We start from the raw sequence: 13895 nt of genomic DNA, 5'->3' as shown, positions 1-13895 counted from the left end.
TATGATTTTTAAAAAGAAGGCGAGAGCAAGAAGCTTCACTCTCGCCTAAAATGGGAAATAAACACTAAAACAAAAATCTCCCAGAATTTACTCTATGTCTTCCCCTAGGGACCATTTTAAGGGCGTGTTTGAGTTAGCCGAAGAAACGCGAACATAACCCTGCATTTCCTGATGCAATGCCGAACAGAAATCTGTACAATAAAATGGCCACACGCCAACTTGCTTGGGCTCCCATAAAAATGTTTCGGTTTGCCCGGGCATAATCAATAGTTCAGAAGTGTTGGCTCCGATGATACTTACGCCGTGCGGCACATCATAATCCTGTTCTAGGTTAGTGATGTGGAAATACACTTTGTCGCCCACTTTTATTCCTTCAATATTGTCAGGGGAGAAGTGGCTTCTAATGGTGGTCATGTAAACATGAACAGTTTTTCCATCTCTAACAACTTTAGTATCAGCTTCGCTTTTAGCAGCGTAAGGATGTTTGTTGTCCTCTAATTTGAACAGCTTTTTAGAACGTGGTTTTATTAAATCTGCTGGGCACCCTGCGGCGTAATGTGGTTCGCCCACGGTTGGGAAATCCAGTAACAGTTCCATTTTTTCACCAGAGATGTCATATAGCTGTGCAGATTGGGTAACTTCAGGGCCTGTAGGCAAGTAGCGGTCTTTTGTGATTTTATTCATAGCCACTACATATTTGCCCCATGGCTTTTTGGAATTGCCACCTGGAATCATCAAATGGCCTACCGAATAGTAGCAAGGCTGTCTGTCAACAACTTCCCAAGTGCCTAATTTCCATTTTACAACTTCCGAAGAAATAAAGAATGTGGTGTAAGCATTGCCTTTACCGTCAAATTCGGTATGCAGAGGCCCTAAGCCTGGTTGCTCTACGACACCAGCCAATGAAGCTTCAAAATCTATGATAGGAATACCGTATGCATCACCCGCGAAACTTTTATTTTCAATAGCGGCTAACATTTTAGTAAACGAGTGTATCGTCAAATTAGCGGATAGCTTACCGCTACCTACGATGTACTCTCCAGTTGGGTCAACATCACATCCGTGGGGTGATTTTGGTGTTGGCATTAAAAATACGGCACCCGGAACATCCAATGGGTTTACAGTAAGTACTTCTTTTTTCATAGTAGAAGTTGCCATGTGTGTGCTTTCATCATATACGTTATGGGCATAGTTTGTAGGTGCCATTTTACCGCCGCCATTATTGACATATTCTTCGATTTTTTTCCAGTTTACAGCGGCAATAAAATCCTTATCGTTTTGTGAAGCGTTTACCTCCATAAGCGTACTGGCTTCCTCTGTGTTATATGTAGAGAAGAAGAACCATCCATGGGATTTTCCTCGACCTGGGTGTGATAAATCATAATCAAAACCTGGCATAATTAATTGGAACTTAATGTCCATGTGGCCGTGCTCTGGCTCAACAGAAATAAACGTCAAAGCACCTTTAAAGTTGCCCTTGTAGTCTTTAATGGGCATATCTTTTTGAGGTATCGGAATCGAAAAACGTGTCCCAGCAACCACATATTCAGTGTTTTCGGTAACAAAAGCAGAACTGTGGTTGCCGGCACTGTTTGGCACTTCGATAATCTCAGTGGTTTCAAACGTTGATAAATCGATTTTTGCAATACGAGGGGTATTGTTTCCATTTATAAACACCCAGCGTCCATCTATAACGCCTTTAGTTTGTGAAATATCGGGGTGGTGGGAATCGTCCCAAGGCACAAAACCGTGTGATGTATTTAACATTGGTTTTGTTTCTTCATTGTAACCATAGGCTTTTTCAGCATCTTGTGAAAATACAGGAATCACTTTAAACAATCTTCCGGAAGGTAACCCGTAAACGGATAATTGTCCACTGAATCCACCAGAAATAAAGGCGTAAAACTCATCGTGTTCACCGGGAGCAACATAAACTTTCTCAGCTACATTGCCCGCAAGTGCACCTGATTTTTTTTCAGAAGTGGTGTTGCAACTTGTTATCCCAACAAGCAAACAGAGTGTTGTAACAATTGATTTTAATATGGTTTTCATGTCTTATATTTTTTAGTTAGAAATAGTGGTTATTCAGATGGAGGTAACAATACTTTATCAATAACATGCACGACGCCGTTACCGGCCTTAACAGTGCCCAAAATATTTGCGCCACCAATTACCGGTTTACCGTCAACAACTTCAACCTTTATATATTGATTATTAGCTTGCCCCAGTTTGGGGAGCTTGGTCAAAATGGTTGTGCTTAAATTTCCTGGCGTAACATGGTATTTAAGGATATTGGCCAAAGTGCCTTTGTTTTCGGATTTCACCAAGTTTTCTACAGTGCCTTCGGGTAGGGCGGCAAAAGCCTCATCTGTTGGAGCAAAAACAGTAAGAGGCCCAACGTTTACCAAAGCGTTTTCTACTTCGGCGGCCTGTACAGCGGCAACAAGTGTTTTATGGTTGGGTGAACCAATGGCAATTTGCAAACAGTTTGGCGTGCCTTCGTCATCTTCAATAAAGGCTTGCCCTGTCTTTTCGGTTGATGTTTCAGAATTTGTATCTGTTGAGGTCGAAGATGTTGCTTTGGTTTCATTTTTACAGGCGCAGAGTAATGCTGTCACCATAAAAACGAAACACAGATGTTTTAGAGTTTTCATATTTAGTTATTTGAGTGTTCTAAAATATTCCAATACGGCTCTGGCCTCTTCCTCAGTTAGATTTTGATTTGCCATGGGGGAGCCGTTAAATTCAATCAATAAAGCTTTGGCTAGAGGGTCTTTCTGGGTCATTTCCTCTGGGTTTAAAATCATGTTCATGACCCATTCAGGGGAACGACGCTCCAAAATTCCGTTAGGTGCTGGCCCGATAAATTTCTTATCCGCACGATGGCAGGCGGTACACAGTTTTTTAAATACATCGGCGCCCTTGGTTGCCATGGCTTGGTCTATCTCTGAGGGGAGAGTTAAAGATTTGATAGGCCCTATGCCTTTGTTGTCCAGATCAATGGTTTTTGATGCAGGTGTTTTGTCGGCAATTTTATCTGCCTTCTTTTCAGTTTTTGTAGGTAGCTTGATTTTTTCTTTCTTTTTTTCGTCTTTGCCTCCACAGCTTAGAATTAACATGATACAGATTAGGGCCGTTAGTTTTAGTGCTTTCATATGAGTAGTCTTTAATCCACCAAAAATAGATTTCAATACTGAAAAAAAATATGATTAAAATCATATTTAGGATAAAAAGATCCTTTTTATATATTGAATTTTTGATTAATTTAGGGTATGCTTTCAAATTCATCAAAATATGCCGTAAAGGCAGTTCTTTTCTTGGCCTTGAATTCTAGTGAGGGTGCCAAAGTAAGTGTAAAGGATATTGCAGATCCTATAAATGTACCTCAGGCTTATATTGCAAAATTGTTGCAGGCTTTGGCAAAAGAGGGCATTATTTCTTCAACTAGAGGGCCCAAGGGTGGGTTTTATTTAAGTGAAGAAGATTTGGAGCAGTCAATTATCAGTATCATTAAAGTGATTGATGGTAAAAAAAGGCTAACCTCATGTTTGTTGAGTTTGGAAAATTGTAATGAAGGAAAACCTTGTCCGCTACATGATATCTTGAGCGTTTCCCGAAACCACATCATAGAACAATTACAAACAAAGTCCATAAAGGATTTGGCCCTTAGTGTAAAATCAGGTCGTACGTTTTTGCCCCTTTGATTTTAAAAGAAGAACCTAATAAACGGTACCCATGGGTCTATATAAATACTTTTGTCGCTGTCATGAAGCACGTTATATCTCACGCCAACAATTACATTGCCACTTCTATATCCTGCCCCGAGAAATAAGGCTGGCGACCAGTAATTATCGTCTTCGGCATTTATATTGATATCATATCTTCGGCTGACATTGAGTTGTTCAAATTCACCAGAAAGTTGTATTTCTGGGATAACGTTGTAAAGCCCAATTAGGCTGCCGCCCAAAACCGTGGTTTTGAAAATATCCTTTTGATTGTTAAATGTGGCATTTAAGCCTAAACCCAAAGCAAATTGTTCGTCAAATTGATAAATGGCACTGGGCGCTATTGTGGCACTGAAAAACCCGTTCCCAAAATTAAGTCCTAAACCCCCTCCATATCTTACTTTTTTCCAAAATTCATTTTGATCCTGTTGGGAGTGGCCACAAAAACAAACTGCAGAAATTAAAAAGGCGCATAGGATTTGTTTCATAAATAGCATCTTCTTTTTTTACTAAAGATAGTGGATTTTGGGCATAAAAAAACCACGCTGGTGTAGCGCGGTATATTTTTATGGATATTAATTAATACTGAATGTTTTCGTCTGTATTTAATTTCAGAGTCAAAAATAGAGTTACTATATGTTAGTGACAACCTTCAAATTCTAATTTTAGACGACAGGGCAAATTACTCGTTTAAAGCCTAAAATGAAATACCGTTAATCTATTCATCGATAATTTAGTGTAGCCCGCTTTTGTTTAATCCAAAATTATAAACTCTACCCGTCTATTGGCTTGCAGTTCCTCATCGGTACAATTGGCTTTACAATCTATTATTGGTTCACGTTCGCCATAGCCTTTAGACTTTAATCTGTTTTTGCTGATACCATTTTTGATGAGATACTTTACCGCAGAAACTGCGCGCCTGTCAGATAGTTTTAGATTATAGCTGTCGCTACCCTTATTATCAGTATGTGCATTTATGGCCAGTTTCATTTCGGGGTTTTCCGTTAGTACCTTTACAATCTTGTTCATCGAAATATGAGATTCTTCCTTAAGATTCCATTTATTAAAATCAAAATAAATGTTTTCAATTACTATGGCCAGTTTATCATCAACTTCGGCTATCACGGGCTCGGTAGTCTCAAGCTCCAGGTTTTTGTTGTAAACGGTGTCAAAACCCTTGCTGGAAAAGAAATTAAACGTCTTATTGATGAAGCCATCTTTCTCCGTAGAAATGGTGTAGTTTTCAAACGGGACTACTTCAAAACTAAAACGGCCGCTTTCATCTGTTAACTTTCTGGCAACCTCAATACCATCTTCGTCTTTAACTATAACAAGAGTATTTGGAAGTTTTATCCGCGTTTCGGAATCCACAACCGTACCTTTTAGGGATTGCTCAACCTTATTTCGGGTTACGGTGTAAATGTCATGTCTCCCTTTACCATTAGGCTTGTTTGAGGACATATAGCCTTTGTATCTTGCGGCCAGAAAATATGCCACCTCGTCAAATCTCGTATTAATAGTATTCCCTAAATTTCTTGGAGCCTTATACCCCGTTTTCAAAATTCTACTTATAAAAACATCGTAGCCACCAATATTTTGATGCCCTTTTGACGAAAAATAAAGATATTTACTATCCAAAGACAGAGCAGGATATTTTTCATCTGATGCAGTATTGACATTGGGTCCAAGATTTTTTGGCGTGCCCAAGGAGCCATCAGGCATCACCTCGGAAACATAAATATCATAACCCCCAAACGAATCTGCGCGATTGGAAGAAAAATACAGTTTATCCCCTTTCGGACTCATATAAGGCGTTTCAATGGATACATTTTTATCGTTAATGCTTAGCAGTTTTTGGTTAATCCAGTTGCCATGGGAATCTTGCTCCAGCTCCGCTTTGTATAATTTGTACTCCAATGAATTTTCTTGTGAGCTTCTGGTAAAATAAACCGTTTTTCTGTCCGGTGAAAAGGTAAGTTGATCCTCGCTATCCTTCGTATTCAATATCCTGGAAAAGAGCAACGGAGAACTCAATTGGCCGTTATCCTCAATATCCAAACAGAACAAATCCTTATAAGCCTCATTGGTTTTTGGGTCAATTTTGGCCAATCCTCCAATCTTTTTTGAGGATACCATAATCAATTTATTCATAAAAAAGCCCGAACCGAATTCAGAATATTTGGTATTTACGCCGGCGCCTAAAACCTCGAATTGAAATCCGTTTGCACCGATTTCAGCTTCACTTGAAACATCTGGAATATTTGGCAAATTGATCTCGGCGGTAAAATCTGAAGAAGTACTTTGACCTATGGAAAAATTGAACGCAAATAGGGCTAGTAACAGTAACTTGGTTCTCATAAAGCGAGGGTTTAAGGATTAACTTAAATACAAAAGTATCAGAGATTCAAGAGGTTATGAAAAAACTTGGACTAATCGCAGGTTAATTCGTTAACTGTCTGGTGTTGAGAGGATTCTGACAACAAAAATCAGACGTTCAGCTTTAATAAGTCGTCCAAATAATCCCGGGTGTTTGAAAGCCGGGGCACTTTATGTTGCCCTCCCAATTTATTATTTTGCTTCAACCAGTCGTGGAAAAGTTTTGGCCGGGCTACGTTTATGGTGGGTTTGTTTAAGGTAATATTATTGTAGCGTTTTGCTTCGTAATCCGAATTCAGCGATTTCAAGGCATTGTCAAACAGTTCATTAAAATAGTCCAAATCCTTTGGGGGTGTTTTAAACTCAATCAGCCATTCGTGGGCACCTTTTTCCTTGCCTTCCATAAAAATTGGGGCGGCCGTAAAATCCACAATTTCCGCTTCAGTGCGGTGGCACACTTTTTTAAGGGCGCTTTCAGCATTTTCGATAATCAATTCTTCACCAAAGACGTTGATGTGGTGTTTAGTCCTTCCCGAAATTTTAATCCGATAAGGATACAAAGAGGTGAACCGAATAGTGTCTCCAATTTTATAGCGCCACAAACCGGCATTAGTAGTAATAATCACCGCATAGTTTTTGTTGAGCTGGACTTCGCTCAGCGGAATCGCTTTTTCATCAGATGTGGCATAAATATCCATGGGGATAAACTCGTAAAATATCCCATAGTCCAGCATCAGCAAAAGTTCATCAGAATTATTTTGGTCCTGAATCGCAAAGAAGCCTTCAGAGGCATTATAGATTTCATAATACTTAAAATCTTTCTTTGGAAGTATTTTTTTGTACTGATCTGCATACGGCACAAAACTGACGCCTCCATGAAAATACACTTCCAGATTTGGCCAAACATCCAATAAACTCTGTTTCCCGGTAGTTTCCAGAACATTGTTTAATAGTACCAGCATCCATGAGGGCACTCCGGCCAAACTCGTCACGTTTTCTTCGATGGTTTCATCCACAATGGCCTGCATTTTGTGTTCCCAATCGCTCATCAAAGAAACTTTATTACTTGGCGTACTGCTGAACTCTGCCCAAAAAGGCATATTGTCAATCAAAATGGCCGAAAGGTCGCCAAAAACAGTACCGTTTTCCTTGTATAATTCTTTGCTTCCGCCCAGGCGTAAACTCTTTCCCGTGAACAATTGAGAGTCCTCATTGTTGTTCAAATACATGCACAACAAATCTTTACTGGCCGCATAGTGGCAATCTTCCAAAGATTCCTCGCTTACGGGTATAAATTTGCTTTTTGCACGAGTAGTCCCGCTAGACTTTGCAAACCATTTAATTGGGGTGGGCCAAAATAGGTTGGGTTCCCCTCTGCGCGAACGCTCTATAATATCCTGCCAGCCATCATAATTCTTAATTGGAACACGTTCAGCAAAGGTTTTATAGTCTTTAATTGAGTTAAACCCATATTGCCTGCCGATTTCGGTATTTTTAGCAAAATCTATCAGATTTATTAACAATTCATTCTGGACTTCATTGGGGTATTTTAAAAACAATTCAATTTGATGAAATCGCTTTTTGAGGAACCAGGACGCAATGGAATTAACTAACGGAATTGGCATTTTTATGCTATCTTTAGGTTTCTAAAATAATACTTTTTTTTATATGACCTATCAGGGTGTTTTACGGAAAATGGAAACCGAATTTTCCAGTCCAATTCAATACTATTTGGTGTTTGATGATGATTTTATTAATGTCAACCAACTGCTTAACAAACGCATAAAAATGCAGTTTGTAAAGTACCAATGTTTGAATTGTGGATTGGACAAACCCATCTATCGCCAAGGTTTTGACAAACAATGCTTTTATGAAACCGCTCAAGCAGGAGAATGGATTATGCGACCCGAGTTGAGCACCGCCCATTTAGGAAAAGAAGACCGCGATTTGGAATATGAAAAGCAAGTGCAATTACAGCCTCACGTTGTGTATTTGGCCAATTCCAGCAATGTGAAAGTTGGGGTGACGCGGAAAAGTCAAGTGCCCACCCGTTGGATAGACCAAGGTGCGCACGAGGCCATTGAAATTGTGGAAGTACCCAATCGGTATTTGGCAGGCATTACCGAGGTGGCCTTAAAAGACCATGTAAGTGATAAAACCAATTGGCGCACCATGCTTAAAAATGAAATTAAAGATGAAAATTTGGTGGAGTGGCGTGAGCGTTTAAAATCGCATATTCCTGAGGAGGCGAAAGACTATTTTATTGAAAGCAATTCGGAAACTAATTTGGAGTTTCCAGTGCATCAATATCCCGAAAAGCCAAAATCCTTAAATATTTTAAAAGCAGAATCTTTCGAAGGTACTTTGGTGGGCGTAAAAGGGCAGTATCTCATTTTTGAAGACCAAACGGTGTTTAATGTGCGGGCTAATGAGGGGTTGGTTGTTGAGATTTCAATATTTTAGAGTAATTATTTTAACTAGTTACTAACATAGATTACCGGGATTCTTTAGTATCTTGTAAAGAAAAAAATGAAAATTCCAGCACTATTTTATGTGGCACTTACAACATTTCTGTTGATCCTTTTAACTGTAATGGTTTCCATGGATATGGCTTTCACTTGGGTGTTTTACACGATGTGTTTAGGTCAGGCTTTGGTGGTTGTTATGGTGTACAAAGTTTTAAAAGACCGGTATACCACGGACAAAACCTTCGAGCATTTTTATGAGGATTATCCCATTCAATATTAAGACAGATAAAAAAACAAAAGTCCCGATGGCTTTTGGGCAATCGGGACTTTTGTTTTATCAAGAAAGAAGAATGTTAAATATCCTCTTGGTCTCTTAAATTTTGAATATAAGCGGCCTTTTGAATTTCTCGGCGGCGCTTTACAGAAGGTTTCGTAAAAAACTGACCTTCTCTTAAGTTTTGCATTACTTTAATATTTCTATGCTTCCTTTTATAGCGTTTTAAGGCACGCTCTATATTTTCGCCATCCTTTACAATAATCTTTAGCATATATTCTATGTGTTTTATTTAATTTAGGAATAATCCTTAGGGACGGCGAAGTTCAGGCTTTTAATTGCGAAAACCTAATTTATTGTGTCTTTTTGTTTTTTCTTTACGCCCAAAAGCCCTCCCAATACATTATTAATCACTTTTTCGGTCGAATTCACTGTAGAATCTTGAGGAGTTTTGGTTTTTATGATATCCTTTAAAACATCATTTACCGTATTATTTTGCTGTTTTTTAATGGAATCGGTTTTGGTTTTATTCCCGCCGATAACATCACCAATTAAATCCTTCACTTTGTCCTTGCCTTGGTTCAACAATTTTTGCTTTTGAATTTCAATAAGCTGATTTGTCAAGTTTCTAATACCGCTGGCCAAATCGGTTTTTACATTTGGGCTAGTAAACATCCCAGTAATATTAGCCGTAACGGGAATCGTGATGTTTTTGACTTCGGAATCATTGATTTGGCCAATCAACCTGTTCACTTCACTACCCAAATATTTTGCTGGTACATTAAATACAGCGTTGTAATCGATGCTTTTATCAAAACCGTGCGTCCCCGAAACATCAATATCAATATCCTGATATTTCAATTTAAAAGGTTTAACCGCCACTTTTCCATCAGCAAAATCCAGTTTGGTTTTCACGTCTTTTAAATCCAATTTATCAAAATCGATAAAGGACAAAGCGCCCTCTAATTGACTTAAAAGCCCATCTTGTGTATTGATTTTCGTTGTAAGCAACTCCGCCATGGCACTCCCGGATACGGAATTCAAAACGGGTGAAAATTCCTGGTCCAGACTCCCAGACAGATTTAAAGTGGTATTCAATTTGCCTTGAAACAATTCAGCAATTGGGGCTAAATTTTGAAACAACTCCAAATCTTGAAAGGATTGTGCAATATCAAAATCATTGGCGCCCAAATCGAGATGGAACACTGGCGTTTCTTCTTTAGTGGAAACATCCCCATTTACCAACAACTTGCCACTAAAAATATTGGAGGACATATCTTTAATGGCGACTTGCTGGTCTTTGATATAAAGTTTTCCGGTAACGTCTTTTAAATTTAAGTTATCGTATATCACCGTATTTACATTGGCGTTGATAACACATTCCAAGAATGCGGGGATTTTAAGGGATTCGGTGTCGCTTGTTGTTTTATTACTTTCAGCATTGACCTCGTCTGCGGTCATAAAATCACCTACTTTAAACAGGTTAGAATTCACATTAAAATTCCCTTTCAAAGTATTGTCACTCAACAAAAACCCCAATAAATTATTGATGGTGCCGGTAGCATTCAAATCGCTATCACCCGTTTGCGCTTTGAAATTATTTAGGTTAACGGTGCCAGGATTAAAGGTCATATCCGCTTGTGAAATATGAATGGGATTAACGATGTCTTCAGAAGAAAACACAAAATCGGTTATGCTTGCATTCCCTTTATTTTTGATACGTCCGTAGGCATTGGTTTCGATGGCATTCATGTCAAAAGCCGTATTCAGTTTGCCTTTTAAAATACCAGTGAGGGCATTTTCCAACTCCACGGGGTACGCTTTTGTGATGTTTGTCAAATTAAGTACACCATCAATATTGGCATTCACCAGCATATTTTTGGTCAGGTTTTTTAGTGTTGCTGACGACTTAAAAACATCTTCATCAATTTTAAAATTTAATGTTTTAATATCGATATAAGTATCATCAGTTTTTCCAGTTTCGTTTTTAATGCGGGTATCAATCGAAATATTACTCACCCGTTTCGGCAAATCTGGATATTTAAAAGACGCATTATTAGAGGTGATGCTGATGTCTAAATTCGGTATGGTTTCTTCAGAACTCAACCCTTTTATCAATCCTTTCACTTTGAAATCTCCGGTAGTCTGCACATCTTCAATGTTCTTTGAATATTCTTTAGGAATGATGGCTAAAAAGTTTTTAAAGTCTGATTCTGGGTTTTCAAACGAAATATCAATTTGTTGCCCGTTTTCGACTAGTTGCACAAACCCTTCAAATTCAATGGGCAATTCGTTAATGTAGCCTTTGTTTTCCTTAAAAGTGTAAGTTTCATTTTCCAAATCCAAACCAATAAGTGCATCCAATTTTATGGGGTTGCTGGTGAGGTAATTCGTGCTATCTAAAGTGATGCTCAGGTTGGCTTCGCTTTTTGTATTTAATTCCGAGGTTTCTGCAGAAAAGGTACCATGGCCTTCGTGGTTCAATTCGGTTATGTGGATCAAAATATCCGAACTTTCATCAATATAGGTGAAAGCACTTTTTTTGATTTGATAGTCCTCAATATCGAAGGCAAATCCACCATCGCTTTCGGATGAAGTTTGGTTTTCTTTTTCCTTGGTGATGTCGTAATTATTGTTGCCGAACTTGTCCGTTTTCAATGTTAACAATGCTTCATTGATGTTGATAGTATTCACCACTATGGGGCCATCACTAGCTTTTTTGAACAATTCCTTGACCGACATCGTAAACGAAATATCCTTCGCCGTGGCAAAGGTTTCGTCCTTAAACGGTTCAAAATTGGTGATGACCAAATCACTCACGCCAATATGAGCTTGGGGAAAACTTTTGATAAAACTTAAACTGACATCGCTAAATTCTACTTTGGCATTTAGGTTTTGGTTGATGAAGCGTTTCACCATGTCCTTGATTTGCCCTTGAAATGCAAAAGGAATGGCTACCAAAAGTGCAACAATAATCAAAAGAGTAATGCCGATAATCTTAAAAGCTTTCTTCAAAGTGGAGCATTTAGAAATTTAACGTACACAAATATATACGCAAAAATGGAGCTAAAAGATTGAAAACAGTGAATATATTGTTAAATAACTAGAGCAAATTGATTTCCTCGTTCACTTTTAAACTGAAGCGTTTTCTAAAAAAATACACGCCCAGATACAGCAGTGGTGTATCTAAAATGGCGACAAAAACCTTGAATAAAAATCCGCTGACCAAAAGGCCTTTAAAGTTAGCCCAATCGATAATACCAAAAGAGCATAGCAGAAATACGATGGTAAACGTATCCACAAATTGCGAAAACCAGGTCGAGAAATTATTACGGAGCCAGAGATGTTTCCCTTTAGTGAGCCGTTTCCAGAAATGGTAAATTTGGATATCAACAAACTGTGCAAACAAATAGGTAAGCATACTTGCAAAAACGGCGATGGCCGAGTTTCCAAATACTTTTCTAAATAATGCATCGTCAACATACGACCACGAAGTAGCGGGAACATTTGCTCCAGTATAAATAATCAAAAGCGAAAACAACGAGGCAAAAATCCCAACTACTACCACATCATTCGCGCGTTTTTTACCATAAATTTCACTGATTAAATCGGTGATTAAAAAGGTAATAGGGTAGGGCAAAATCCCAACGGAAATCTCGAACAATTTGCTTCCAAAAACCTCAATATCAAATGGATACCAATAAAAAAACTTTTGAAATATTAAGTTGGAAACTACTAATGAGGTGATGAACAGTCCGCCCAACAAAAGGTAAATGCGTTGGGCTAGGAGTTTGTCTTTTAGGGTCATTTATAATTGTGGATAAATACGTTTTGTAAATATAAAGGAATAAAAATTGTTTTGCTTATTTTGCCGTCAATGACGAGACCTACAACCTATCATATTGCACTAGGAAGTAACAAGGGCGACAAATTTAAAAACCTGCAACTGGCTGTGGATGCTATCTTTGAACGCATTGGCGCTATCAAGCTGATTTCCAAAGTCTATAAATCGCCAGCTTTTGGGTTTGAGGGGGAGGATTTTTTAAACTGCTGTTTGGTGCTGGAAAGTGATTTGAAGCCCAAAAAAGTACTGAACCATCTGCTTAAAATTGAAACAGAATTAGGCAGAACTAGAAGCAAAACCAAAGGCTACGAAGCCCGAACCATCGATTTGGATATTGTATTCGCTGGTGAAGCTATTATTGGCACCAAAACCCTTAAGCTACCGCACCCTGAAATGCAAAAGCGGAAATTTGTGCTAATGCCCCTAAATGATATTGCATCTAAAGTTGTACACCCAAAATTGTATAAAGAAGTGTCTGTTTTATTGGAAGAATGTGAAGACAATTCGGTATTGGAACCCATCAATATTTGGTTAAAAAACCCAAGTAAGCAGTTCAATTTTTCAAACTATAATTATGTTGCTATCGAAGGTAATATTGGTGCTGGAAAAACAAGTTTAGCTATTAAAATTGCCCAAGATTTTAATGCGAAATTGATTTTGGAACGGTTTGCCGATAATCCCTTTTTGCCCAAGTTTTATGAGGATGCCAACCGATACGCTTTTCCTTTAGAAATGTCTTTTTTGGCGGATCGCTATCAACAAATTTCGGATGATTTGTCACAACTTGATTTGTTCAAAAATTTTAAAGTGAGCGATTATTACGTGGTTAAATCCCTGATTTTCTCAAAAATCACTCTTAATGATGACGAATTTCAGTTGTACCGAAGACTGTTCAACTTGATGTATAAGGACGTGCCAAAACCCGATTTATACATTTATTTGTATCAAAACACTGCCCGTTTGCAGGAAAATATCAAAAAGCGTGGACGCGATTATGAACAAAACATAGCCGATGACTATTTAGAAAATATCAATGCTGGCTATCTAAAATTCTTAAAAACACAAACTGATTTTGAGATCAAAATCATTGATGTTTCAGAAAGGGATTTTGTTGGTAATCGCGCTGATTATTTGTTGGTGCTGAATGAAATATTTTTAAACTCTTTACGGTAACAAAAAAAATCTACTTCAGGCGCAATTTGTAAACA

Annotated in this window: 13 protein-coding genes; 4 read left to right on the top strand and 9 right to left on the bottom strand. The window is 38.2% G+C overall.

The genetic code is table 11. The annotated features are described in order from the left end of the window. Positions 1-87 precede the first annotated feature (87 nt). From nosZ to H7U19_RS06855, 3 genes are read right to left on the bottom strand one after another with little or no spacing between them, the layout of a single operon-like run. Complete coding sequence (nosZ, locus tag H7U19_RS06865; RefSeq protein WP_186560567.1) at positions 88-2052, bottom strand: Sec-dependent nitrous-oxide reductase; 1965 nt, start codon at positions 2050-2052, stop codon at positions 88-90. Positions 2053-2081: 29 nt separating this feature from the next. Further along, a complete protein-coding gene (locus H7U19_RS06860; protein ID WP_186560565.1) occupies positions 2082-2654 on the bottom strand; it encodes a fasciclin domain-containing protein in 573 nt (190 codons plus the stop codon). A 6-nt stretch (positions 2655-2660) separates the two neighbouring features. After that, positions 2661-3155 (bottom strand): c-type cytochrome, encoded by a 495-nt coding sequence (locus H7U19_RS06855; protein WP_186560563.1) that lies wholly within the window; start codon positions 3153-3155, stop codon positions 2661-2663. Positions 3156-3272: 117 nt separating this feature from the next. Between H7U19_RS06855 and H7U19_RS06850 the strand changes: the two genes are divergently transcribed. Beyond that, on the top strand, positions 3273-3704 hold the full coding sequence (locus tag H7U19_RS06850; RefSeq protein WP_186560561.1) for an RrF2 family transcriptional regulator: 432 nt from the start codon (positions 3273-3275) through the stop codon (positions 3702-3704). A gap of 2 nt (positions 3705-3706) precedes the next feature. Here H7U19_RS06850 and H7U19_RS06845 read toward each other — a convergent pair whose 3' ends face one another. From H7U19_RS06845 to H7U19_RS06835, 3 genes are all read right to left on the bottom strand, one after another. Beyond that, the gene (locus tag H7U19_RS06845; protein ID WP_246454676.1) at positions 3707-4213 is read right to left on the bottom strand and encodes an alpha-ketoglutarate decarboxylase; all 507 of its coding nucleotides are present in this window, start codon (positions 4211-4213) and stop codon (positions 3707-3709) included. 265 nt (positions 4214-4478) lie between these two features. Then, the gene (locus H7U19_RS06840) at positions 4479-6083 is read right to left on the bottom strand and encodes an OmpA family protein (protein WP_186560559.1); all 1605 of its coding nucleotides are present in this window, start codon (positions 6081-6083) and stop codon (positions 4479-4481) included. Between the two features lie 128 nt (positions 6084-6211). After that, the gene (locus H7U19_RS06835) at positions 6212-7726 is read right to left on the bottom strand and encodes a GH3 auxin-responsive promoter family protein (RefSeq protein ID WP_186560557.1); all 1515 of its coding nucleotides are present in this window, start codon (positions 7724-7726) and stop codon (positions 6212-6214) included. Positions 7727-7769: 43 nt separating this feature from the next. Here H7U19_RS06835 and H7U19_RS06830 point away from each other — a divergent pair, with 43 nt between their 5' ends. Together H7U19_RS06830 and H7U19_RS06825 are read left to right on the top strand one after the other, a co-directional pair. Then, positions 7770-8564 (top strand): DUF2797 domain-containing protein, encoded by a 795-nt coding sequence (locus H7U19_RS06830; RefSeq protein ID WP_186560555.1) that lies wholly within the window; start codon positions 7770-7772, stop codon positions 8562-8564. 66 nt (positions 8565-8630) lie between these two features. Continuing rightward, positions 8631-8849 (top strand): hypothetical protein, encoded by a 219-nt coding sequence (locus H7U19_RS06825; protein WP_186560553.1) that lies wholly within the window; start codon positions 8631-8633, stop codon positions 8847-8849. Positions 8850-8922: 73 nt separating this feature from the next. Here the strand turns inward: H7U19_RS06825 and rpsU are convergent, their stop codons facing one another. The 3 genes from rpsU to H7U19_RS06810 all read right to left on the bottom strand — a co-directional run bounded on the left by rpsU (position 8923) and on the right by H7U19_RS06810 (position 12651). Continuing rightward, complete coding sequence (gene rpsU, locus H7U19_RS06820; RefSeq protein ID WP_186560551.1) at positions 8923-9117, bottom strand: 30S ribosomal protein S21; 195 nt, start codon at positions 9115-9117, stop codon at positions 8923-8925. 74 nt (positions 9118-9191) lie between these two features. Continuing rightward, positions 9192-11858 carry an AsmA family protein gene (locus tag H7U19_RS06815; RefSeq protein WP_186560549.1) on the bottom strand — a complete coding sequence of 889 codons (2667 nt, stop codon included), beginning with the start codon at positions 11856-11858 and terminating at the stop codon, positions 9192-9194. Between the two features lie 88 nt (positions 11859-11946). Beyond that, a complete protein-coding gene (locus tag H7U19_RS06810) occupies positions 11947-12651 on the bottom strand; it encodes a queuosine precursor transporter (RefSeq protein WP_186560547.1) in 705 nt (234 codons plus the stop codon). A gap of 69 nt (positions 12652-12720) precedes the next feature. On the opposite strand from H7U19_RS06810, the gene folK reads away from it, so the two are divergent. Further along, positions 12721-13860, top strand: a complete 1140-nt coding sequence (gene folK / locus H7U19_RS06805; protein ID WP_186560546.1) for a 2-amino-4-hydroxy-6-hydroxymethyldihydropteridine diphosphokinase — start codon at positions 12721-12723, stop codon at positions 13858-13860. The last annotated feature ends 35 nt before the right edge of the window (positions 13861-13895 follow it).

Source organism: Hyunsoonleella aquatilis (assembly GCF_014270105.1).
GTDB classification, from domain to species: Bacteria; Bacteroidota; Bacteroidia; order Flavobacteriales; family Flavobacteriaceae; genus Jejuia; species Jejuia aquatilis.
This window is presented reverse-complemented; position numbering and strand designations above follow the sequence as displayed.

What these genes read in the sequence shown, in the direction of transcription:
- H7U19_RS06835 (WP_186560557.1), bottom strand. Translation starts at nt 7,726, where the DNA reads ATGCCAATTCCGTTAGTTAATTCCATTGCGTCCTGGTTCCTCAAAAAG.
- H7U19_RS06845 (WP_246454676.1), bottom strand. Translation starts at nt 4,213, where the DNA reads ATGAAACAAATCCTATGCGCCTTTTTAATTTCTGCAGTTTGTTTTTGT.
- folK (WP_186560546.1), top strand. Translation starts at nt 12,721, where the DNA reads ATGACGAGACCTACAACCTATCATATTGCACTAGGAAGTAACAAGGGC.
- H7U19_RS06840 (WP_186560559.1), bottom strand. Translation starts at nt 6,083, where the DNA reads ATGAGAACCAAGTTACTGTTACTAGCCCTATTTGCGTTCAATTTTTCC.
- H7U19_RS06830 (WP_186560555.1), top strand. Translation starts at nt 7,770, where the DNA reads ATGACCTATCAGGGTGTTTTACGGAAAATGGAAACCGAATTTTCCAGT.
- H7U19_RS06825 (WP_186560553.1), top strand. Translation starts at nt 8,631, where the DNA reads ATGAAAATTCCAGCACTATTTTATGTGGCACTTACAACATTTCTGTTG.
- H7U19_RS06810 (WP_186560547.1), bottom strand. Translation starts at nt 12,651, where the DNA reads ATGACCCTAAAAGACAAACTCCTAGCCCAACGCATTTACCTTTTGTTG.
- H7U19_RS06855 (WP_186560563.1), bottom strand. Translation starts at nt 3,155, where the DNA reads ATGAAAGCACTAAAACTAACGGCCCTAATCTGTATCATGTTAATTCTA.
- nosZ (WP_186560567.1), bottom strand. Translation starts at nt 2,052, where the DNA reads ATGAAAACCATATTAAAATCAATTGTTACAACACTCTGTTTGCTTGTT.
- H7U19_RS06860 (WP_186560565.1), bottom strand. Translation starts at nt 2,654, where the DNA reads ATGAAAACTCTAAAACATCTGTGTTTCGTTTTTATGGTGACAGCATTA.
- H7U19_RS06850 (WP_186560561.1), top strand. Translation starts at nt 3,273, where the DNA reads ATGCTTTCAAATTCATCAAAATATGCCGTAAAGGCAGTTCTTTTCTTG.
- rpsU (WP_186560551.1), bottom strand. Translation starts at nt 9,117, where the DNA reads ATGCTAAAGATTATTGTAAAGGATGGCGAAAATATAGAGCGTGCCTTA.